This window comes from Geodermatophilus sp. SYSU D00691 (genome assembly GCF_054050275.1).
The window spans coordinates 213212-234179 of sequence record NZ_JBJGYZ010000002.1; the positions used below are offsets into that span (position 1 = coordinate 213212).

Below are 20968 nucleotides of genomic sequence, written 5' to 3' on the forward strand. Positions count from 1 at the left end.
TGGAGGTCGCATGACCACCCTGCAGGCAGCTGCCCCGACCTCGCCCACCACACCCGATCCCCGCGACCCCGAGGACCGGCTGCGCCGGTTCTTCGACGAGGGCTCGCTGCAGCTGCTGGTCGGCCGCGACACCTCCGGCGTCGTCGCCGGCCGCGGCACCGTGGCCGGGACGCCGACCGTCGCGTTCTGCACCGACGCCACCGTCATGGGCGGCGCCATGGGCGTCGACGGCTGCCGGCACATCGTCGACGCCATCGACGCCGCGCTGCGCGAGCGCGTGCCCGTCGTCGGCATCTGGCACTCCGGCGGCGCCCGCCTGGCCGAGGGCGTCGTCGCGCTGCACGCCGTCGGCGAGGTCTTCGAGGCGATGGTGCGGGCGTCGGGGCGGATCCCGCAGATCTCGGTGGTGCTCGGCCCCGCGGCCGGCGGCGCCGCCTACGGCCCGGCGCTCACCGACCTGGTGATCATGGGGCCGGCCGGTCGGGTGTTCGTCACCGGACCGGACGTCGTCCGCTCGGTCACCGGCGAGGTGGTCGACCAGGAGCAGCTCGGCGGGCCCGACACCCACGGCCGGCGCTCCGGCGTCGTCCACGTGGTCACCGAGTCCGAGCCCGACGCGCTGGAGACGGCGCGCCAGGCGGTGTCGCTGCTGGCCGACCAGGGCACCTTCGCGCCGGCCGAGGACGAGCCGGACGTCGACCTGCGGGCGCTGCTGCCCGAGCAGCCGCAGCGGGCCTACGACGTCAAGCCGCTGGTGGCCGCCGTCCTCGACTCCCCCGGGCTGGAGCTGCACCCGCGGTTCGCGCCGAACATCGTGACCACGCTGGGCCGGATCGCCGGGCGGACGGTGGGCGTCATCGCCAACAACCCGCTGCGGCTGGGCGGTTGCCTGGACTCGGCGTCGGCCGAGAAGGCGGCCCGGTTCGTGCGGATGTGCGACGCGTTCGGCGTCCCGCTCGTGGTGCTGGTCGACGTCCCCGGCTACCTGCCCGGCGTCGGTCAGGAGTGGGACGGCGTGGTGCGGCGCGGGGCCAAGCTGCTGCACGCCTTCGCCGAGGCCGTCGTCCCCCGGGTGACGCTGGTGACGCGCAAGTCCTACGGCGGCGCCTACATCGCGATGAACTCCCGCTCGCTGGGCGCGACGGCGGTGTTCGCGTGGCCGGGCGCGGAGGTCGCCGTCATGGGGGCCAAGGCCGCGGTCGGCATCCTGCACCGCAAGAAGCTGGCCGCCGCCCCGCCCGGGGAGCGCGACGCGCTGCACGAGCAGTTGGCCGCCGAGCACGAGCGGATCGCCGGCGGGGTGAACAGGGCCCGCGAGATCGGCGTCGTCGACGAGGTGGTGGAGCCGTCGCACACCAAGCGCCGGCTGGTGCAGGCGCTGGCGTCGGCGCCTGCCGGCCGCGGCGCCCACGGCAACATCCCGCTGTAGCCGCGGCCACGATCAGCTCACCTGATCCGAACAGGTCCTCCCTCGCGTCGCAGCGTGAGGGAGGACCTGTTGCCGTGAGGGAGGACGCGGGCGCCGGGTGAGCGGCCGCGGGACGTGGAACGGTCGCCCGGACGCCGCTTCCCCGACGGCGTCCGGACGACCGGGTTCTCACCTTACGACGGCTGCCCGCCCCTAGCGGGTGTGTCGTAGTCGGATCGTGACCTGCAGGTTCTCCTCAGACGACCTGGTGCAGCCAGGTGATCGGGCTGCCGTCGCCGGCGTGCCGGTAGACCTCCAGATCGGCGTCCCAGGCGGCGCCGAGGAGCTCGTCGACCCCGTGCCGGAACGCCTCGATGGAGGTGGCGGTCGCGGCCAGGTGGCGCAGCTGCTGCTCGGTCACCACGAGGTCGCCGTTGGCGCTCGTGGGCGCGCGGTACACACCGTGACCGGGCACGTAGGACATGCGCTCGCCGTCGTTGCCGTGGCTGGCTTCCTCGGTCACCTCGAACCGCAGCATGGGCCATGCGCGCAGGGCAGCGACCAGCTTCGCACCGGTCCCGGGCGCGCCCGTCCAGGCGACCTCGGCACGGTACGACCCGTGCGCCGCGGGCTGCTCGGCCCACGACAGGGAGACCGGCGCGCCGACGACGCGTTCGAGCGCCCACTCGACGTGCTGGCACAGCGCCTTCGGGCACGCGTGCACGAAGACGACACCCTGGGTAGACCGTCGCTGCACGAGGCACCTCCATCGACTCGATCGGTCTCGTCTTCCCCTACGGACCCATCGATTCGGTGACGCGCTGTATTCGGCAATGACGGAGCAGGGCTCCCGCAGACAGTCTGCACGATGGTGACCCTGTCGCGCCAGTGCGGATGAGGCGGAAGCGGCGAAAGTGACGCAAGGTGACGTGGTATGCGCTTTAGCGCTGGTCAGCGGCCATACCACGGCCGGTGGCCCGTCGTCCAGCGAGTCATCTCGTTCCGTGGACGCTCCACGCAACGGTGTCAAGCCACCCGCCGACGCGTCCCGACGGCGTGTCGAGCCACGCCGCCCGGCACTCACGCAGCGTAACGGTCGGCGCGCCGCCGCCGGCCGGTGACACGCCGACGTCGGGCCGACGCGTCGACCCCCGACCCGCCGGAACCGGATCGGTACCGGCCGCTAGAGTGACGTCCCAGTCCGCAGCGCGTCCAACAGCCGGCGTGCGGTGCGGGGACATCCCCGCTCGCCGGGCTCCCTTCAAGGTCGTGGGGAGTCCTCCCCTGCCGCCTGAGGAACGATCGTGACCCGCCCCGACCCGAGCCCGGATGCCGTCCAGCGCGCGTTCGAAGAGCTCGGCCGCCTGTCCTTCGCCGACCACTCGCTGCAGTCGCTCGTCCAGCTGGTCGCCGACGTCGCCGCCCGGGTGCTGCCCGGGGACCCGGCCACCTCGGTGACCATCCTCACGCAGGAGCGGCCGCGCACCGTGGCCGCCAGCCACGACCTGGCCCTCGACCTCGACCAGGTGCAGTACGCCCTCGGCGCCGGCCCGTGCCTGGAGGCCGCGTCCACCGGCCGCCCGGCGGCCTGCCCCGACACCGGCGCCGACGGCCGGTGGCCGGAGTTGGCCGCCCGCGCGGCCGAACAGGGGTGCCGCAGCGTGCTCTCCGTGCCCCTGCCGGTGCAGGAGCACGTGGGCGGCGGCCTGAACGTCTACCTGCGCGGGACCGCGCCCTCGGACGACGCCGCGCGGGCGCTGGCCGAGCGGTTCGCCTCCTACGCCGTCGTCCCCGTGTCGAACATGTACCTCTACTCCACCGCCGTCGAGCGGGTGGAGCACCTGCGGGTCGCGCTGGACTCGCGGGCGGTCATCGACCAGGCCAAGGGCATCCTCATGGAGCGCTACAAGCTCACCGCGGACCAGGCGTTCCAGGCCCTCGTCCGGGTGTCGATGGAGAGCAACACCAAGGTCCGCGAGGTGGCCGAGCGCATGGTCGAGACCGGCGAGCTGCGCCCGAGCTGAGTCAACCGCCGGGGATCAGCAGGTCCTCCCGGGGCGTCACCCGGACGGCACGGACGCCGTCGTCCGGGGTCTCCTCCCACTCGACCTCGACCACCTGCCCGGCCCGGAGGACGTCGCGCCCGGTGCTGCGGTGGACGACCGACGCCGGCACCCAGCACTGCTCGCCGGGCAGGTCGGGGACGTCGATCCAGCCACGGCCCGCGTCGTCGTCCCACCGGACGACGGTGCCGAGGGACTTCCCGCTGCGCGCCACGGCCCCAGGCTGACCCGGTGCGCGGCCGGCGGCAAGCGGTCAGGCGCTGGGGACGGTCACCCGGTCGCCGCCGGCGGTCTTGGCGCGGTACATCGCGGCATCGGCGCGGTGCAGCAGGTCGAGGACGTCGTCCCCGGCGCAGACCTGGGCGACGCCCACGCTGGCGGTGACGCCGACGGACCGGCCGGCGAGCGCCACGGCGGCGCGCAGCCGCTCGGCCAGGGAGTCGGCCGGCAGCGCCGCGCTCACCCCGGCCAGGACGGCGAACTCGTCGCCGCCGAGCCGCGCCACGGTGTCGGACTCCCGGACCGACGCGGCCAGCGCCTGCGCCACCTGCTGCAGCACCGCGTCCCCGGCGCCGTGGCCCCTGCGGTCGTTGACGCTCTTGAAGCCGTTGAGGTCCACGAGGCAGATGACCGTCGTCGACGTCTCGTCCAGCGCCAGCTCGAGCCGGCGGAGGAAAGCGCGCCGGTTGCACAGCCCGGTCAGCGGGTCGGTGGAGGCCAGTGTCTGCTGGGTGCGGATGAGCTCGACCTGGCGGTCGTGGGCGCGCCAGTAGTTCGCCGACGCCATGGCGCACACCAGGGTGAACGCCCCCATGACCACCGAGATGAAGAGCACCGCGAGCGTGATGTCCGGCAGGGCGATCAGCACGTAGCTGGCGGCCATGGCGGTCCCGACCAGCACCACCCCGCCGGGGGTGTAGGTGAACGCCATGTAGGCGAGGGTCAGGAACAGCAGGGCGAACAGCGGGCTGGAACCGCCACCGTCGATCCGCGTGCCCACGCCGACCATGGCGGTGACGCCGACGCTCCAGGAGTAGAAGAGCAACGGGCCGCGGGCGTCGCGCATCATCGCGGCCAGCGGCAGCAGGAGCAGGCAGGGCGTGAGGACGACGACGGCGGCCGCCATGCCGAACACGACCAGGGAGTCGCGCGCGGGCGAGTCGGTCAGCAGGCAGTAGCCGATGACCGCCCAGCCGCCGGCCTCGCTGAGCACGATGCCGGTCCTGACGTGCCGGACCCAGTAGGCGGCGCGGTCGTCGTCCTCGGCCAGCCGCCGGTAGAGCGCGGTCCGCAGGGCGGCGAGCAGCCGCGGGACGGCGCGGCCGCGCCCCCGTCCCGCCTGCGGTACCCCCGTCGGTCCTGCCACGTGCGGAGGATCGGGAGGGGCGCCGCCGTCCTTGACCGGTCTCACCCGTCGGGGGGTGGCGCCGCACCCCGGCGCCGTGCCGAGGGTCACAGGCCTGCCACCCGCGGACGGCGGGTAGCCCGCTCCCATGGCTGCAGAGCACGCCGCGCGCCGGCAGGGCATGGCCGGGGACGGGCGCGAGCAGGTGGCGGCGCTGGTACTGCCCGCGTGGGACGCCTTCCTGGCCCAGGCAGCGGAGGTCGACCTGGACCGCCGGAGCCGGCTGCCGGGCTGGCGGGCGCACGAGGTCTGCGTCCACCTGGGCCTGTGGCCGGAGAACACGGCCATGGCCGACCTGATCGCGTCCGCGCGGTCCGGCGGCACCGGGGAGCAACCGGACGTCGACGCGGTCAACGCCCGCGTCACCGCCGCCCACCGCGACGCCTCCCGCGCGGAGGTCCTGGCCGGGCTGCGCCGCAACCGCGACGCCACCGAGCGCTACCTGACCGAGGAGCCGGTCGAGCTCGACACGGCACCGACGGTCTCCGTGGTCGGGCGGCTCCCTCTGCTCTCCGTCGTCCTCGGTCAGGCCTACGAGCTGGCGGTGCACGGCCTCGACCTGGCCGACGCCGGCGCTCCCCCCGTGCCGGAGGACGTGCTGCAGGCCGGGCTCGCGGCGCTCGCCGACGTGACCGGCGCGCTGGCCGCGTCGTGCGGCATCACCGGCGGGGCGACGCTGGCCACCCCGGACGGCGGCTGGCGGTTCGCGGCCGACCGGGACGGCTGGACGGTCACCCGCGTGCCCGCCGGCCGGATCGACGGCGCCGCGGTCGAGGCCGCGGCCGACCTGCTGCTGGAGGCGGCGTCCGGGCGGGCCAACCCGGTCCCGGCCGTGGCGCGGCGCCGGCTCAAGGTGCACGACGTCCCGGGGCTGCTGCGGCTGGCGCCGATCGTGCAGGCCGTGCCGGGGATCCCGGGCGGACCGATCCTCCAGCTCGCGGCCCGGACGATGGGCGGCGCCGGCGGGGTGCTCGGCCGGCTGTTCGGCCGCGGTTAGCCCTCGTCGGGCGTGGTCCGGCGGTGGCGTCGTCGCCACACCAGCCCGGCCGCGACGAGGACGGCGACGACCGCCGGGACGACGGTGAACACGGTGCCCTGCTCGATCATCAGCGGCGCCGCCGCCCCGATGCCCACCTGCACCACCGTGCCCGGGACGACCCCGAGCGCCGTCGCGGCCGCGTACGGCACCGGGCGGATCATGGTGAGGCCGGCCGCGTAGCTCAGCGGCGTGAACGGCACGACGGGGATGAGCCGGGCGGTGAGCACGGGGACGAAGCCCCGCTCCCCCACGAGTCGGTCGACGCGCGCCACCCACCGGCCGGCGAGCCGGGTGGCGGCGTCGCGGCCCAGCCACCGGCTCAGCGCGAAGGCGCCCAGGCCCCCGAGCATCGCGCCGCCCAGCGCCACGGCGAGGCCGGGCCAGAACCCGGCGACGACACCGATGAGCACCGAGATGGCGGTGCGGGGCACCGGGGCCAGCAGGGCGACGCCGAGCGCCAGCGACAGGACGACGAGGCCGAGGCTGCCGGCGGCGTCGAGCCGCGCTCGCACCACGTCCAGCGACGGCAGGTCGACGACGAGGGCCGCCACCCCGCCGGCGACGAGGACGAGCAGCAGGGCGCCCGCGCGGACCCAGGTCCGCTCCGCCGCTGCCCGCACCGGTCCATGGTGCGGGACGGGGTGCATCCGGCGGCCGGGGCGGGGCCGAAGAGCGAACTGTGTTCCTCCTCGTCCTGGCCGTGCCCGGATTTCTGGTCGTGGTGGTCGGCTACGCGATCGGATCGGCGGTCTTCAGCCCGCTCGGGCCGCAGCGGGCGGAGGCGGCCGGCTGGATCACCGGGGTGGCGCTGCTCGTCGCCGTGACGTGGGGTGCGCGGGCCTGGTGGCGGCGCCGGGGGCGGCGTGACTGACCGCGGGCCGGCTGTGGCATCGTCGTCGGTGCTCGCGGGGCGGTAGCTCAGCCGGTCAGAGCTGCGGACTCATAATCCGCCGGTCGTGGGTTCGAGCCCCACCCGCCCCACCGCAGTGACCTGCGTCTTCTCGTCTGCAGGCCGTTCGATGATGTGCCCACGGTGCCACAGTGGTTGCCATCTCACCCCCACAGTGCCTCTCCCATGCGCCGGGTGGCGTCCTCTGCCAACTCCGGGACGACGTGGCTGTAGACGCCGAGAGTGAGGGAAATCTGCGAGTGGCCGAGGATGTCCATCGCCACCCGCGCCGGCACGCCCTGCTGCAGCAGCAGAGTCGCGGCCGTGTGCCGGGCATCGTGCAGGCGGGCATCGCGGACTCCGGCAGCCGCGAGCAAGGACTTCTGCGCCCGCAGATCGCTGCGCGGATCGATGGGCCGGCCGTTCTCCTGGCAGAAGACCAGGTCGTAGTCCTCCCATACGGACCCGGCCACCATCCGCTCGGCGAGCTGGGCCGTCCGGTGGGCCCGCAGCGCGTCGCGAAGTTGACTAGGCAGTGCGATCGTCCGGCGGCCGGCCCGTGACTTCGGCTGCACGAACACCAGGCCGCTACCGGGCTGCCGCTGCAACGCCTGGCGCACGGTCAGCGCTCCGGCCTCGAGGTCAGCGGCGCTCCACGTCAACCCGAGCGCCTCGCCCTGTCGCAGACCGAGGGCTAGAGCGACGGACCACCGGGCCGCGTTGCGGCGACCCTGCGCTGCGTTGAGCACCCGCCGGGCATCCTCGCCGGACAGCGGCCGAACTCCTCGCGCTCGACGCTTGGAGCATCGACGAGCGTGCAGATGTTGCGGGCGATCCTGTCACGCTGCGTAGCCACTTTGAGGGCACGAGAGAGCACCCGGTGCGCCTGCAAGACCGAGGCCGGTGCGAGCCCCTCCCCCAGCAGGTCGCTGTAGTGCTTCTCCACGTGCTCCGGCTGCAGCCGGTCGAGTCGGTGGTGACCGATGGCGGGGACGATTTGATGCGTCACGAGTTGTCGATACCGGACCAGCGTCGACGGGCGCACCTTGCGTGCCGCCACCGTGTCGAGCCAGTGCTCTACCCCCTGACTGACCGTCGGCGCCCTGCCGGCCGCACCCGCGGTCCCGGCGGCCCGTTTGCGCTCGAGCTCGCGCACCTTCGCCACGACATCGGCCCGCTTGAGACCGGACACGTGCCGGCGGTCGCGCTTGCCGCCCTCCTTGAGCCCCATGGACACGTAGCCGTGGAACCGTCCGTCGGCGCCCTTGCGGATCGACGACTCGCCGCTCGCCGCCCGCTTGCTGACTTCGCCCGCCCCTGCCGCCCCGGCGGTAGAAGTCCACGGCGCCGCGCCTCGTTGATCCACCGGCGAGCCGTGGCGACCGGGACCCCGGCGTCCTCGGCGATCAGAACCGCCGGCTTCGCGCTGCCCCGGACGAGGTGGCGATACCGCGCTGCAACAGCCGCGTAGAAGGCCTCCGGGTCGGACCCGTCGGGGCGCTTGGGCTGAGCGGGCGGTACGTCTTCAAACACAGGCTCGTACTCACCATGGCCGTGTTCGCGGCCAGCGAGCAGTTCCAGCACGGGATCCGGCTCCTGCCCCTTCACGCGGACGAAGTCGATCAGGGCGTCCCAAGCATCGGGGCCCTGGGTGACGGCCGCGGTGTCCCGCATCTTTTTACGGGCCGTAGAACCCGAGAGAGTCGATCTCAGTTCTGAGGTGATGACTCCGCTGTGCCAATGGGCGGCTTCCTCTCGGTCGTGAGGTTTAGGGTTTGTGGGCCGGAAGGGGTTTCTACGCGGACGGACCCTACAGGTTCGACAGGGGCGTGCACCTTGTAGAGGTCGAGCCGACTGAGATTCGCCTGCTCCGCCTTGAGGCCATCGATCAAGGGACGGAGGGCGTCAACCTTGACGATATTGGAGGGCGCTCTCAGTAGCTCCATTGCGGTGTTCGCATCGACCGCGTAGAAGATGTCTTGCAAGAGTCGGTGCTGCAGTCCGGCCGGAAGGTCCTCGGTGCTTAGGATGTGCCATCCGGACTGCCAGATGACGCGTTGCATCAACTTCTCGGCCAATTCGACAGGGTGCGGCACAGCCCACCTTTTGCGATCGTAATCGTATCCACAGTCGGTGATGATTCGGCTGAATCCAGGCGGTCTAGCAGGTACTGCGTGCACCTGCTCGGCCACCGCCGTAAAGGTTTGAGTGATCGTGTTGGCGACCACATTGCCGGCCATTCCCATCGCGGCAGGGCCGATGGCAATGGCGGTGAAGCCCCATTCGGCAGCCCTGCGCTTCCACGACTTCTCGTATGGCTTTGACCCATGCTTCGGTTCCATACGCATCTCCGGGTGACGAGGCCCAAGTCATAGGTTCGCGATGCCGACTGCTCTCAACAACGGCCGCAGGTACCGGGGCGAGCCGTCTGAGCGTTGCGCAGCGGACAGTTGCGGGTTCGTCACTTTGCCGTCATGCGGTCTGGTGGGCAGGCTCGGCGGGCTGTCTCGAGGTTGGAACATCGTTCGGCGCGCCTCCCCACCCGGTTGATAACACTGTGACGTAATGCCCCGATGGGCCGAGGGGAGGCTCAGGAGCGGGGGCTGTGGTCGATACCGCCCACGGCGCTGCCAGCATGGCTAGACCTGCAGGCTGGCCTCGAGGAAGTCGGCACGGTCGAGTGCCAGACGCAGGATTACGCGGCCTGGTGGCCCCATAAGCGCGACCTCGACTCGCCGGCCACGCACGGCGCCAAGGCCGCCTGCCGGCTGTGCCCGCTCCGCGGTCCGTGTGCCGAGTACGCCATCGCGGCTGACGAGCGGTTCGGGGTGTGGGGAGCGACCCTGCCGGAGGAGCGGCGGGCGATCCGGCGGGTCATGTAGTTCCGTCCGAGTGTCGCGCTACTGGACCATTCGTCCCAGCGACAGTGGGTGACGAAACGACCGAGGATCGGCAACCGGCGGAAAGGCTACGTGCTGCGTCCTCGCCTCACCCATAACCTCTATCCCTCGCCTTGGCGAGACGGATCCGACAGCACCCGCGCCGCCTCGCCGCGAGCCCTTGGGGGAGGTAGCCATGCGGCGGATCTCACAGATTCTGGCTGGACTCTCGGCATCCGCAGTCCTGGGCGTGGCGATGGCAGCGCCAGCCTCGGCAGCCGCCTTTGTGCAGCATCCGGACGAGACCTTCTGCTTCTTTGAGCCCGGTGACGTTCCCGGTGTGGACGAGTTCTTCCCAGCTGAGTGCACGATCATCACGACGGACACCGGTCGGACCGTGGTTGTTGCCCGGGGGCAGCTGCCGGAGGGCTACAGCCTCGACCGGACCTTCGTCGGGACGCTCCCGTGCTTCGGAGGCACCGGCAGGGTGACAGCCACTGTCAGCGGGCAAGTCAGAGCGACCTGCCAACTCGACTCCTTCTAGCGGCGCAAGAGCGTCGGCAGATCATCCTCGCGTAACTGCGCGTCTCGAGGCTTACGCGTGGTCGCTTGAATCGCGGCTCTCTACGCTGGCTACGTACTGGAACCACGGCCGCCCAAGGCCGTCTCTCGATACCGTCGGGCCCTCGACAACCAGCGTCGACCAGTCGGGCCCTGCGCCCCCGTCCACAAGCTTGTGCCGAAGTTGGCCCGCAGGCCGGCAGTAGCGCGCCCTAGGTGCTCGTGAGGCAGCGCCGTCGTCGCCGTCACGATGGGCACGGTGTCAGGGTGGCTGACCGCGACTGCTGAGACACGGGTGCGTCACGACTCGTCACACCTTCGAGCGGGTCACGGTGTCGGAGTACCCGCGGAGGCTGGATCGGACGTGTGTTCGAGCCGGTCCGCCAAATTGAAGAACGTCGCTTCGACCCACCCCGACCCGTCGAGGTCGAGCAGGGTGGCCAGTGGTGGCCTGGCATCCAGCACGCCTGGCGGCTGTGCGACGACGGCCGCGGATGGATGGCCGACGTCGAGTTCCCGCGGTGCACGAGTGGGGCCGCGGCAAGCACATGCCGGTCGTGCCGCCGGAGCGGGTGCGGGCCGTGCTCAAGGCCTGCGAATAGTCGACCAAGGGAAAGGTGGAGTGCGGCCGGTAGGCGCCGCACTCCACCTTCGACAGCGTGCCGCTCGCTATTTGCCGCTGCCGATCGCGCCGAGGAACTGCCAGAAGTGGTCGCAGTTCGTGGGGCCGGGGAAGTCGGTCTTAGGGCCACCGCCAGCCGTGAGGCCAGCTTCCACCTGCCGGGTCACGGTGGCGGTGCACCGTTCCACACTGGTGTCGTTCGCAGCGGAAGCTGGTACAGCCGTTGCAAGCACGAAGGTCAGTCCCGCTCCAGCGACGATCAGTCCTTTTCGCATGTCTGCTCCCCTCGAGTGGGCTGCACCTGGCAGGCGCAGGGGCCAAGCTATTGCTGCGTCGGTGGGACGGCGATGGGTCCCTCGCTCGGTCGTACCGCCATGCGGCGAGTCGTGGCGTTTTCAGGCGAGGGTGCGGACGACCCTGCTCTGCACGCGTACATTTGTGGTCGCGGCTTCCCCCCGCATCACCACGGGAGGGAGTGTCAGCGTTGTCCGCCGAGAACCGGCTCACAGCCGAACAACTCGCGCGCCTGGCGCCCGGGGACACGGTCACGATCGAGATAAGCGGCAACTTCCGCCGGCCGCGGATCTGCATCGGCACGGTGGTCCGCCTCGAGGGATCCCGCTTGGTCGTTTCCACCCGCAGCGACCGTGGTGTGGGCTACGTGCATAGGTTCGACCGTCGCGACGGCGTCCGGGTTGGTGGGGGTCAGCGCGCCGAGTTGGTGAACGCCGCGGCAGAGGTCCCGCAGTTACCAGAGGAACGGCGCCGGGAGATGCGCATCGACGCGGCATATCGCGCCTGGGCGCGAAGCCGGGGCGACGTCGAAAAGCTGCGGGAGCTGCAGGAAGCCATCCACAAGGGCCTCGAGGGCGCGGTGGCGTCCAGCCCCTGACGCGATGCAGGGGGCTCAGGCGGTCGGCGGAGTTGGCCAGGGCACTTGTCCTTGTTGCGTTCGACGCTGGAGCAATAGGGTCCGCACCCTCAGGACACCCTCGACGTAGAGGGTGTTCCATCCGCTGAGGAGCACCCATGCGCTTTCGGAGATCACTCGTCATACCTGTCGCGCTGGCTGGCGTTCTGATCGCGCCAGGCGTCGCATCGGCCGACACGGTTGGGACCCCAGGCGAACCCAACTGCTTCGGCACTCGGGTAAGCCACGCGGCGAGCGATCATGACTTGACTCCGAAGGAGCGAGCAGCCGCAATGGAGGAGTTGCTCCTCAACCCGCCGCCCTTCATTCCCCCTGAGGTGGTTACTGAGCTACGGGCCTTCTTCGGTCCGACGGTCGAGGTGCGCGAGATCCAGATCTGGGTGCGCACAAACTGCTCGGACAACCCCATCGTGCCCAGCTGACGTCCAACGCCTGAGCAACCCCGCCTGCAGCGCAGCGCCCCCGGGCTGGTTCCCTCAACCCGGGGGCGCTGCCTCCATTTCGGTACCCGTCTGCCATAGCCGGTGCTACAGCAGGGGTCCGTGGTCGCGATGTGGTCGCGGACTGCGCAGAAGTTGGCGAAAACGCGGCGACGGTCGACGGCAACTTGCGCGGCTGTGAGCAGCGAAACGGCACTTGGGGGCATCGTCTGGCACCCCCGTGCCGGGACTCATGATCCGCCGGTCGTGGGTTCGAGCCCCACCCGCCCCACCCGCTTGATGTGGTTCCGCCTGATGCTTGACCTGCGGGCTTCGGTGAGGCGCGACAGTGTCTCGGTTGATGGTTGACAGCTGTTTCGGCTGATCTTGACGCTCCGGCGTGCAGGGGCTGAGCGTGGCAGAGCAACGGGACCGCCGGTGCGGGCGGTGATCGCCCAGGGGCACGACGTGACCCGCGGTGGCCTAGCACTGGGGTGTCCCGGCAGGCGGTGCACGGGTGGCCGGCCCGGCACGAGCCCGGCGGCCTGGACGGGCTGGCGGATCGGTCGCACCGGCCGTTGTCGTGCCCCGCATCAGATGCCGGCCGAGGTCCCGGCGGTGGTGCTCGAGCTGCACCGGCAGCATCCGGCGTGGGGGGCCACGGCGGATCGGGTATGGATTCCTGCGCGAACCCTCGTCCAGGCCACCACGTGGTCTTTCCTCCCGATGATCCTCGGCTCCGCGAACCGGCTCATGCATGTGCAGTAGGTCCCTACGACCGGCGCACGAGCGGATACCGGACCGGCGAACCGGCAGGTCAGAGCACGGTGCGGAGAAACATCCCTGCAAGGGGCCGAGCCGCTGGGCCCCGCGTGCCGCGCGCCGTGAACCGAGCGCACCGGCCGGAATGCAGACTGCGTCGGGGCGGCATGTCGGCGTGGCGCGCCGGCCGGGTCGTTGCCGTCCGCCGTGAGCTGTGGCGAGCGGGTCAGGAGCCGGGCCGGTCACGCGCCGTCCGGTCCACCGCAACGCGCTTATGAGCCGGTCAGGGCCGGTACGGCGGCCGTCCGCGCTGATACGGGGCGTACCCCACGGGCAGCCGCGCGCCGGGCGCGCCGCCCGGTACCAGCGGGACTAGTGCAAATGGTGGACAGGCCGGATCCGGCAGCGCGGGACCTTGCCCCACCGCGCGGCTACCGGATTAATCCGCCTCTGTTCCACCCGAGTCGTGCGTTGGACCCCGCCCAGGGAGGAGGGCACGTGAACATCCCCGCGATGCGCGCCAGCTTCGCCAAGGCCGCAGCGGCCGGCGACGAGGTGCCGCTGTACTTCTACTCTCACCTATTCTTGTGCCACCCGGAGGTGAGGAAGCTCTTCCCCGTCTCCATGGCCCACCAGCGCGACCGGCTCTTCGCGGCGCTGGGCGAGGTGGTCGCCCGGGTCGACGATCTCGACGCACTGGTGCCGCTCCTGCAGCAACTCGGCCGTGACCACCGCAAGTTCGGCACGGTCGCCGACCACTACCCGGCCGTGGGAGCCAGCCTGCTGGCAACCCTGGAGCGGTTCGACGACGGGTGGAACGCCGAACTCGCGGCGGACTGGACGGCGGCCTACGAGCTGGTCGCGAAGGTGATGACCGAAGCGGCCGACGCGGCCGCGTCCGAGCCGCCCTGGTGGGAGGCGGACGTCGTCGAGCACGAGCGGCGCACGGTGGACGTGGCGGTGGTGCGGCTGCAGCCGCGGACGCCGTTCAGCTACCTGCCAGGGCAGTCGATCTCCGTGGAGTCCGACCTGCGGCCGCGGCTGTGGCGCTACTTCTCGCCGGCCGGCGCGCCCCGCCCGGACGGCCAGCTGGAGATCCACGTCAAGGCGCGGGCCGGCGGCCCGGTCAGCTCCGCGCTCGTGCACGGCGTCGGCGTCGGCGACGTGCTGCGCCTCGGCCCGCCCGTCGGCAACCTCGCCCTGGACGCCGAGTCCGATCGCGACCTGCTGCTCGTCGCCGGGGGCACCGGCCTGGCCCCGCTGAAGGCCATCATCGACCAGATCGCCTGCCGGGGGCCCGCCCGACGGGTGGACCTGTTCGTCGGGGCGCGGACCGAGGGCGACCTCTACGACCGGGCCGATCTCGCCCGACTGGCCCAGCGGCACGCCTGGCTGACGGTCACGCTCGCGGTCTCGGAGGACAAAGTGTCGGACCTGGAGCAGGGCGACATCGCCGACGTCGTCCTGCGGCAGGGGCCCTGGCTGAGCCGGGAGGCCTACATCGCCGGCGGACCCGCCATGGTCGAGGACACCGTGTCCCGGCTCGTCGGCCACGGTCTGCGTCCCGACCGCATCCGTACCGAGGTCTTCGCCCCTAGCCGACCGGGGCCCAGCATCGATGACGACGACGAGAAGGTGGCGGCATGAGCGATCCCCAGGTTGCCCGGCACAGCGACCGGCGGCTCTCCCCCAACGACATCAACACCGTGATCCTCGCGCGCGGCTCCGTGCTCCGCCCCGGCTACAACGAGGCGAGCGTGGACGGGTTCCTGCGACGGGTGGCCGCCGAGGTGGGCCGCCTCATCGCGGAGAAGGCCGAGCTGCGCGACGAGGTGAACGCCCTGAGGCAGCAGCTGGACGGCGTGGCCACGCCCGTGTCGCCCAGTGAACAGGCGGTGCGGATCCTCTCCGTCGCTCAGCAGACAGCGGACAACTACGTCGCCGAGGCCGAGGGCTTGAGTCGGAACATGACCATCGAGGCCCGCGTGCGCTACGAGGAGCAGGTGCGGCTGGCGAGGGAGAACGCCGGCGCGATCATCCAGGCCGCCCAGGAGGCGGCCGCCAAGATCACCGCGGGTCGGGACGGGGACACGACGGGCTCCGACACCCGCCGCAGCGCCGAGGAGCTCGAGGAGCAGGTGGCCTACCTGAAGACGTTCGCCACGGCATGCCGGGTGCAGTTGCGGGCGTATCTCGAGGCGCTGCTGTGCGACGTCGAAAGTGAGTGGGGCAAGGCCGATCCGGCCGCACTACCACCGGGCGAGCGGCCGCTCGCGCTGCGCCCGGGCAGTAGCAACGGCACGTCGCCGGCGCACAGGGCGAACGAGGACCGGGACGCCCGGTCCGAGCTCGACGACTTCGACGAGGTGATGGCCGCAGCCGTCCAGAGCTGAGCGGGCGGCCGCACGACGGCGTCGCTGGGGCTGTCCGGCCTTGCCGAGAGGTGGTCGATCCGTCCCCGTCGCGGCTCGCCCACCGCCGGGTCCGGGCTGCCCCGGGGCTCCACGCGCCGCCGCTGCGTGCGGCCACTCGCCGTGGGGCGACGTCGGGCCGGTGCTCCAGCTTCAGCGGCCGTCCGGTTCTCGTGACCGGGCGGCCGCTGTCGTCTGCGCTTCCCCGGTAGGCACAGTCCATCGAGCCTGCCCACCGCAGGCTGGTGGGCACACGGTAATGACGAACGCGTCGAGTCGTGCCGAGGACGGCGAACAGGCGCCGGCGGGCTTGAGCAGCGCTTTCTCCCTCCTGGCCGGCGGTCACGCGGGGGCGCGGCACCAGCGCGGCGGCCTGCTCGGTGATCGCCGTCGACGAGCGCCCGGGAGAGTCCGTCGCGCTGCGGAGGCTCTGCGCCGAGTGGGGCACCGGGCGTGGGGTCAGCGCGGCATCAGCGTGGAGCACGACGCCCTACTGCACCCCGGCCAGCAGCCGGTCCACTTCGGCTGCGTGGCGGACACCCCGAATCCTCGATGGTCCGACAGCGCCTGTGTGAACCATCAGCCTGTTCGACATGCGATGGGCCTGCTCCTCAGCCACCGCGGTCCAGCGCCTTGTCCGTGAGTGGGGACAGGGCAGCGGCCTCGTTCACGTGCCCGAGGGCCAGAGGGCGAACGGGCGGTCAGGTCCCCCGCGGGGCCTGCCTGACCGGCGAGGGCACCCCGTCCTGGTCGGCGGGCTGCCGGGGAGCCGGCGGGCCGGCCGCCGGGGGTGCCTGCGCGTCGGCCGCGGCGGGTGCGGCCGGCTGGGGCGGGCTCAGCCAGAGCACGGTGACGTAGCAGACGACGACGGCGACGATGACCAGCGGCAGGACGGGGAACCCGGCCGAGCCGAGGAACAGCGTGGTGAGCAGGACGGCGGTCATCGGCAGCCGCAGCATGCCCGCGGTCATCACGCCCAGGCCCATCGCGACGCCGGCCACGAGCGAGAGCCCGGGCAGGTGCGAGAGCGCGACGCCGCCCACGGCGCCGAGGAACATGGCGGGGAAGGTCGGGCCGCCGCGGAAGCAGCCCAGCGCGGCCACGTAGGCCAGCCCCTTGCACACCAGGAGCAGCAGCAGGGCCCCGACCGAGTACGAGGCGGAGTCGGTGACCAGGCCCGGCAGCGCCGCCTGCCCGGAGAAGAGGACGTCGGCGGCCTCGTGGCCGGTGGCGCCAGCGTAGAGGATGGCCAGCCCGGCCATCGCCAGACCCAGGACGACCGTCGACGGCACCGGGCGTCGCCCGACGCCGTCGCGCAACCGCAGCGCCGCCCACCGCAGGGCCACGCAGAGCACCGCCCCCGCCAGGCCGATGACGACGGCCCAGCCGAACTCGGCGACGGTCGGCGCGCCCGCCGCCGGCAGGTCGGGGATGGCGAGGGAGAAGGTGCCGTAGCCGGTCAGCGCGTCGAGGCCGGTGAAGATCAGCGCGCCGATCCCGGCCCCGAGCAGCCCGGGCAGCAGCACGGCCGTGGCCACCAGCCCGCCGACGCCGGCGGCCTCGAGCAGCAGGAAGGCGCCGGCGAGCGGGGTGCCGAGCAGGGTGCTGATCGCGGCGAAGCTGCCGGTGGCGGCGACCACCGCGGCCACCGGACGGGGGACGTCGCGGCGCGCGAGCCAGACCGCGAGGTACGCCAGGCCGCCGCCGAGCGCGACCAGCGGCGCCTCCGGCCCGACGACCGCTCCCAGCCCGATGCCGGCGACCGCGGCGAGGGCGATGCCGGGCAGCGACGCCGGCACCGGGAGCCCCCCGGGCCGGAAGCCGTCCGCCGGTGACTCACCGCCCCCGCCGGGCAGGTAGCGGATCGTCGCCCCCACGACGAGGCCGGCCACGCCGAGCGGCAGCAACGGCCACCAGGTCGGCGCCGTCCCGTACCCCAGGGCCTGCGGCACGGACTCGAAGGCCCAGCGCTGCACCAGGTCGGTGAGCTTGAGGAACCAGTACGCCGCAGCGGCGATCGGCACCCCCAGCGCCACGGCGAGGACGAGCAGGCGCAGGTAGGCGCGCGAGCGCATCACGGCCAGCGGATCGGCCGTCGGATCGGCCGGCCGGGGGTGCGCGGCAGCGTCAGGGGCGGCGGTCACCAGCGCCGGTCGCGGCGGTCTTCCCGCCGCTCCTCGCGGCGCTCGGTCCGGCGGACGACGCCGTGCGCCACCACGGCGGCGGTGCCGACGGTCGCGGCGGTGCGCGCGACCGGGGCGGGGCCGATCACCGCGGCCCGGCGCATGCGGCGAGCTGCCAGCGGCATGTCAGTCGTCCTTCCTCGTGGAGTCGTCGTCGGTGCCGTCGTCCCGCTCGAGGGCGTCGAGCTCCTCGACGGCGGCGAGCATGGCCTGCACGGGGATGCGCCCGCTGGCCACCAGCTGCCCCCCGGCGTGCCGCACGGCGGAGGCGAAGGGCGCCGCCCAGGAGTTCTCCCACACCAACAGGGCGGCGGTGCTGCCCGGCTCGACGGCCGCCGCCGCGGCGGCGACGTCGTCCTCGCTGAGCAGCATGGCCAGCTGCCCCTCGTAGGCCCGCAGCTCGCCGACCTCGCTCTCGTCGAGCTCGGCCAGCTCGGCGAAGTCCAGGGCGCCGTCGGTGCCCTTCCGGATGAGGAGCAGGTCCAGGATCCGGATCGTGCCGCGGGACACCAGGTCCGTGAGGGCGGGGGCGATCTCCCCGTTGAACCGGCTCCCCGGGAACTCGAGGACGATCCAGTCGACGGGCCCGAGCTCGTCGAGGGCGTCCGGGGGCTGGTCGATGAGTTGTTGTGTCACGTCGGCGCTCCTGCGCGGTCGAGAGCCGGGCATCCCGGCATCGGGCGGACGGCGCGATCGTCGCCGCTCCCGGGCTCCCGGCCATCGCTCAGACCGGATGAGCCGGCCGGGTGTCCGCGCCCTCCCGCTCCACCCGCTCAGTAGCCGTGGCGGGCCTTCCAGTTCGCGACGGCCGCGTCCCAGACCCCGCGGTCGGTGACCACCCGGATCGGCAGCCCCCGCAGGTTGCCGGGGTAGGGCCCTTGACCCAGCCACACGATGGTCGTCGGGTTCCCCGGGCACGCCGAGTCGTCGACCACCGTGCCCGCGGGGATGTCCATGCCGTCGGCGTCGCCGAGCCGGTGATCGGGCACGAAGAACACCGAGCACTTGATGACGAGCTGGTTCGGCCCCTCGCACTTCGACCACTTGAAGAGGCGGCCGTAGCCGAACCCCTCCGGCTGCTCCATCGGGCGCAGCCCCATCAGCAGCCGGTCGAGGACGAGCTGCTCGCCCGGAGGGGTGGCCCAGCAACGGTCGGACGACGGCCTTTCCGAGATGCCCGTGTAGCACTCCGCCCAGAGGCTGTCGAGCACGACGCCGGCGGTCGTGTAGTCGTTCTCCAAGCAGTCGTCCAGGACGTTCGTCAGGTAGGTGTGCGCAATCAGGAAGCGCGTGTTGTTGGCGTTCACGCCCGGCTCCTGCGGCCGGAAGCCGTCCTCGATCCCCGCGCACCGGGTGCCCACGATCTGGTACCACTCGTAGGCCGCGCCCTTCACGCACGAGGCGTTGGCGTTGTCGTGGTACCAGTCCCACGTCTGCGGCGGTGGGTACCCCACCTGGTCGCGGAGCTCGCCGCCGATCAGGCAGGTGCGACGGCCGGCGTCGAGGTTGTCGCTGCCGGTGCCGAAGCTGAACACGTGCGACGTCGAGGGGAAGGCGATCGAGGCGACACCGCGGAGGTCGTACGTCGTGTCGTCCGGGGGTTCCTCGACGCGCCACCTGCTGGTCAGCACCGTTCCCTGGGGATGCGGTCGGACCACGCTCCGGCCTCCGGCCGAGCAGTCGGGGAAGCCGTAGGCGGCCCCGCCCGCGCTCGGTCCCGGCGCCGGTGGCGGCGGGGTGCTCGTGGTGGGCGTCGTGGGCGTCGGCTGCGTCGAGGTGGTCCACTCCACGTGCAGGGCGGGGGCCCGGGCGGTGCCCGTCTCGACGCTGGCCGCCACCCGTGCCGCCGAGCCGGTGCCGGAGACGACCAGCACGAGCGCGTTGCCCGAGCGCCAGCCCGGCCGGTTCACGACCTGCTGCACGACGGTCGCCACGTCGCTCGTCCGCTGGGCGGTGCCGCGCTGCCCGGACGACCACGACGGCGGCGACCAGGTGACCGCGGCCGTCGTCCTCGGTCGTGCGGTCACGTCGCCAGCGGCGGTGGAGAAGGCGGGTGCGTTGTCGGCCGCCTGCCCCTGGATGGTGAGTGCGACGGGGGCCGAGCCGCTCTTGTCCGCGGTGAACTGGACCCAGGCGCGCGAGACCGTCGCTCCCGGAGGGATCGTCACCGCCGGGAACCGGAGACCGACCGTCTGCCGCTGGGACCCGTCCTGCACCAGCTCGAGGTCGGAGCTGTCGACCGACGTCCCGGAGGACTGCTGCTCGGCGTCGTCGGTGCCGGCGCGCGCGGCGAAGACGCCGGACGCCGCCTGCGCCGAGGGGCCGATCACGACGAAGCCGACCAGGACGAGGAGGGCGGGCAGGACGAAGACGAGCACACGCTTCACGGAGATCCCCCGTCCGGAACGGACAAGCAGGAGTCGAGGCACGGATCTCCGGGCGGCTTCCAGGCCGCGCCACCACCGACGACCCTGCCAGCCGACGAGGCGGCCCCGTCAACCCCTGATCGCAGAAAATGTCCTACGACTTTCGAACGAGCACGCACAGTGACGAGTCACCAGGGCCGATCACGGGGGGTGACGGCGATCCGGCGTGTCGCCTGCCGTCGCGGTGGAGCCCTTCTTCGCCCTTCGTCCCATGGACCTGCTCCACGGCCGCGGGACATGATGCGGACGAGGTCGGTCCGGAGCACGGGGGTCGAGATGGGCAGACACGAGGCGGTGCGCAGCCCCGCGCCGGCTCGCCCGCGCCGCGCCGGCCGGTCGGTCTCGACCATCGGCGCCGGGGCCGGTGCGCTCGCCGTCGCGGCCCTCCTGGCCGCACTGGAGACCACCGTGGCGCCGGTGTCCGCGGCCGGCCCTGACGGCGGCGCCACCGACGCGGCTCCGCTGTCCGCCGCCGCGGAGACGACCACGGCGGCCGGCCCCCTCGCGATCCCCGAGATCGGCGTGGTGGCACCCGGATTCGACGACCCGTACCTGGCGCTCTCGGCGACCCCGGTCCCGTCGGCCCTCGTCCCGACCGAATACCTCCCGCCTCCCGAGCCCGCCGACGACGAGGAGGAGGCCCCGGCCCTCGTCGACGCCGCGCCACCCGGCACGTCGCTGCTGCCCGGCCTGACCGAGACGCCGGCCGAGCCGGGCACCCCCGACCCGGGCTCCACCGAACCAGGAACCACCGAACCGGGCACCACCTCCCCCGGGACGACGACGCCCGGGACCGAGCTCTCGGGGACGACTCCCGGCACCACCACGCCGGGCACCACCACGCCGGGCACCACCACCCCGGGCACCACCACCCCGGGCACCACCACCCCGGGCACCACCACCCCGGGCACCACCACCCCGGGCACCACCACCCCGGGCACCACCACCCCGGGCACCACCACCCCGGGCA

Annotated in this window: 21 protein-coding genes, 1 tRNA gene and 1 pseudogene; 12 read left to right on the top strand and 11 right to left on the bottom strand. The window is 72.7% G+C overall.

The genetic code is table 11. From position 1 onward, the window contains the following. Positions 1-10: 10 nt before the first annotated feature. Complete coding sequence (locus ACI797_RS02540; protein ID WP_456856951.1) at positions 11-1429, top strand: acyl-CoA carboxylase subunit beta; 1419 nt, start codon at positions 11-13, stop codon at positions 1427-1429. Positions 1430-1664: 235 nt separating this feature from the next. Here the strand turns inward: ACI797_RS02540 and ACI797_RS02545 are convergent, their stop codons facing one another. Continuing rightward, positions 1665-2165 (bottom strand): DUF3145 domain-containing protein, encoded by a 501-nt coding sequence (locus ACI797_RS02545; RefSeq protein WP_456541380.1) that lies wholly within the window; start codon positions 2163-2165, stop codon positions 1665-1667. Positions 2166-2712: 547 nt separating this feature from the next. Here ACI797_RS02545 and ACI797_RS02550 point away from each other — a divergent pair. Further along, positions 2713-3432, top strand: coding sequence for an ANTAR domain-containing protein (locus ACI797_RS02550; RefSeq protein ID WP_456856952.1), 720 nt, complete (start codon positions 2713-2715; stop codon positions 3430-3432). A gap of 1 nt (position 3433) precedes the next feature. Here the strand turns inward: ACI797_RS02550 and ACI797_RS02555 are convergent, their stop codons facing one another. Both ACI797_RS02555 and ACI797_RS02560 read right to left on the bottom strand, forming a co-directional pair. Next, entirely contained in the window at positions 3434-3685 is a 252-nt protein-coding gene (locus ACI797_RS02555; RefSeq protein ID WP_456856953.1) for a hypothetical protein, read from the bottom strand. A 39-nt stretch (positions 3686-3724) separates the two neighbouring features. Continuing rightward, positions 3725-4837, bottom strand: coding sequence for a diguanylate cyclase domain-containing protein (locus tag ACI797_RS02560; protein WP_456856954.1), 1113 nt, complete (start codon positions 4835-4837; stop codon positions 3725-3727). A gap of 127 nt (positions 4838-4964) precedes the next feature. On the opposite strand from ACI797_RS02560, the gene ACI797_RS02565 reads away from it, so the two are divergent. Next, the gene (locus ACI797_RS02565) at positions 4965-5873 is read left to right on the top strand and encodes a maleylpyruvate isomerase N-terminal domain-containing protein (protein WP_456856955.1); all 909 of its coding nucleotides are present in this window, start codon (positions 4965-4967) and stop codon (positions 5871-5873) included. Here ACI797_RS02565 and ACI797_RS02570 read toward each other — a convergent pair. Continuing rightward, entirely contained in the window at positions 5870-6535 is a 666-nt protein-coding gene (locus ACI797_RS02570) for a TVP38/TMEM64 family protein (RefSeq protein ID WP_456856956.1), read from the bottom strand. The genes ACI797_RS02565 and ACI797_RS02570 overlap by 4 nt on opposite strands. Positions 6536-6594: 59 nt before the next feature. Between ACI797_RS02570 and ACI797_RS02575 the strand changes: the two genes are divergently transcribed. Both ACI797_RS02575 and ACI797_RS02580 read left to right on the top strand, forming a co-directional pair. Further along, positions 6595-6786, top strand: a complete 192-nt coding sequence (locus ACI797_RS02575; protein ID WP_456856957.1) for a hypothetical protein — start codon at positions 6595-6597, stop codon at positions 6784-6786. A gap of 36 nt (positions 6787-6822) precedes the next feature. Beyond that, a tRNA-Ile gene (locus ACI797_RS02580) sits at positions 6823-6896 on the top strand. A gap of 72 nt (positions 6897-6968) precedes the next feature. On the opposite strand, the gene ACI797_RS02585 is transcribed toward ACI797_RS02580, so the two are convergent. The 3 genes from ACI797_RS02585 to ACI797_RS02595 form a co-directional block, all read right to left on the bottom strand. Further along, complete coding sequence (locus ACI797_RS02585; protein WP_456856958.1) at positions 6969-7553, bottom strand: site-specific integrase; 585 nt, start codon at positions 7551-7553, stop codon at positions 6969-6971. Next, positions 7499-8170, bottom strand: coding sequence for a tyrosine-type recombinase/integrase (locus ACI797_RS02590; protein ID WP_456856959.1), 672 nt, complete (start codon positions 8168-8170; stop codon positions 7499-7501). Before ACI797_RS02590 ends, ACI797_RS02585 begins: the two co-directional genes overlap by 55 nt. A gap of 343 nt (positions 8171-8513) precedes the next feature. Continuing rightward, complete coding sequence (locus ACI797_RS02595; protein ID WP_456856960.1) at positions 8514-9146, bottom strand: hypothetical protein; 633 nt, start codon at positions 9144-9146, stop codon at positions 8514-8516. Between the two features lie 231 nt (positions 9147-9377). Here ACI797_RS02595 and ACI797_RS02600 point away from each other — a divergent pair, with 231 nt between their 5' ends. From ACI797_RS02600 to ACI797_RS02625, 6 genes are all read left to right on the top strand, one after another. After that, the gene (locus ACI797_RS02600) at positions 9378-9686 is read left to right on the top strand and encodes a WhiB family transcriptional regulator (protein WP_456856961.1); all 309 of its coding nucleotides are present in this window, start codon (positions 9378-9380) and stop codon (positions 9684-9686) included. 193 nt (positions 9687-9879) lie between these two features. After that, positions 9880-10227, top strand: a complete 348-nt coding sequence (locus ACI797_RS02605) for a hypothetical protein (RefSeq protein ID WP_456856962.1) — start codon at positions 9880-9882, stop codon at positions 10225-10227. Between the two features lie 1123 nt (positions 10228-11350). Next, positions 11351-11758: a hypothetical protein gene (locus ACI797_RS02610; protein ID WP_456856963.1), complete on the top strand. Its 408-nt coding sequence runs from the start codon at positions 11351-11353 to the stop codon at positions 11756-11758. 311 nt (positions 11759-12069) lie between these two features. Then, complete coding sequence (locus ACI797_RS02615) at positions 12070-12219, top strand: hypothetical protein (protein ID WP_456856964.1); 150 nt, start codon at positions 12070-12072, stop codon at positions 12217-12219. 1257 nt (positions 12220-13476) lie between these two features. Then, on the top strand, positions 13477-14625 hold the full coding sequence (locus ACI797_RS02620) for a globin domain-containing protein (RefSeq protein ID WP_456856965.1): 1149 nt from the start codon (positions 13477-13479) through the stop codon (positions 14623-14625). Then, on the top strand, positions 14622-15371 hold the full coding sequence (locus ACI797_RS02625) for a DivIVA domain-containing protein (protein WP_456856966.1): 750 nt from the start codon (positions 14622-14624) through the stop codon (positions 15369-15371). Before ACI797_RS02620 ends, ACI797_RS02625 begins: the two co-directional genes overlap by 4 nt. Positions 15372-16090: 719 nt before the next feature. Here ACI797_RS02625 and ACI797_RS02630 read toward each other — a convergent pair. The 4 genes from ACI797_RS02630 to ACI797_RS02645 all read right to left on the bottom strand — a co-directional run bounded on the left by ACI797_RS02630 (position 16091) and on the right by ACI797_RS02645 (position 19959). Further along, positions 16091-17464: a chloride channel protein gene (locus ACI797_RS02630; protein WP_456856967.1), complete on the bottom strand. Its 1374-nt coding sequence runs from the start codon at positions 17462-17464 to the stop codon at positions 16091-16093. Positions 17465-17529: 65 nt separating this feature from the next. Further along, positions 17530-17697, bottom strand: coding sequence for a hypothetical protein (locus tag ACI797_RS02635; protein ID WP_456856968.1), 168 nt, complete (start codon positions 17695-17697; stop codon positions 17530-17532). Position 17698: 1 nt separating this feature from the next. Further along, positions 17699-18208 (bottom strand): DUF6325 family protein, encoded by a 510-nt coding sequence (locus tag ACI797_RS02640; protein ID WP_456856969.1) that lies wholly within the window; start codon positions 18206-18208, stop codon positions 17699-17701. A gap of 137 nt (positions 18209-18345) precedes the next feature. Beyond that, positions 18346-19959: a hypothetical protein gene (locus ACI797_RS02645; RefSeq protein ID WP_456856970.1), complete on the bottom strand. Its 1614-nt coding sequence runs from the start codon at positions 19957-19959 to the stop codon at positions 18346-18348. A 315-nt stretch (positions 19960-20274) separates the two neighbouring features. Here ACI797_RS02645 and ACI797_RS02650 point away from each other — a divergent pair. Next, positions 20275-20968, top strand: a pseudogene (locus ACI797_RS02650) (hypothetical protein); the annotation flags it as partial.

Excerpts from the sequence above, each read along its gene's own strand:
- ACI797_RS02540 (WP_456856951.1), top strand. The coding sequence starts at position 11 with ATGACCACCCTGCAGGCAGCTGCCCCGACCTCGCCCACCACACCCGAT.
- ACI797_RS02565 (WP_456856955.1), top strand. The coding sequence starts at position 4,965 with ATGGCTGCAGAGCACGCCGCGCGCCGGCAGGGCATGGCCGGGGACGGG.
- ACI797_RS02595 (WP_456856960.1), bottom strand. The coding sequence starts at position 9,146 with ATGGAACCGAAGCATGGGTCAAAGCCATACGAGAAGTCGTGGAAGCGC.
- ACI797_RS02600 (WP_456856961.1), top strand. The coding sequence starts at position 9,378 with ATGGGCCGAGGGGAGGCTCAGGAGCGGGGGCTGTGGTCGATACCGCCC.
- ACI797_RS02605 (WP_456856962.1), top strand. The coding sequence starts at position 9,880 with ATGCGGCGGATCTCACAGATTCTGGCTGGACTCTCGGCATCCGCAGTC.
- ACI797_RS02615 (WP_456856964.1), top strand. The coding sequence starts at position 12,070 with ATGGAGGAGTTGCTCCTCAACCCGCCGCCCTTCATTCCCCCTGAGGTG.
- ACI797_RS02625 (WP_456856966.1), top strand. The coding sequence starts at position 14,622 with ATGAGCGATCCCCAGGTTGCCCGGCACAGCGACCGGCGGCTCTCCCCC.
- ACI797_RS02630 (WP_456856967.1), bottom strand. The coding sequence starts at position 17,464 with ATGCGCTCGCGCGCCTACCTGCGCCTGCTCGTCCTCGCCGTGGCGCTG.
- ACI797_RS02635 (WP_456856968.1), bottom strand. The coding sequence starts at position 17,697 with ATGCCGCTGGCAGCTCGCCGCATGCGCCGGGCCGCGGTGATCGGCCCC.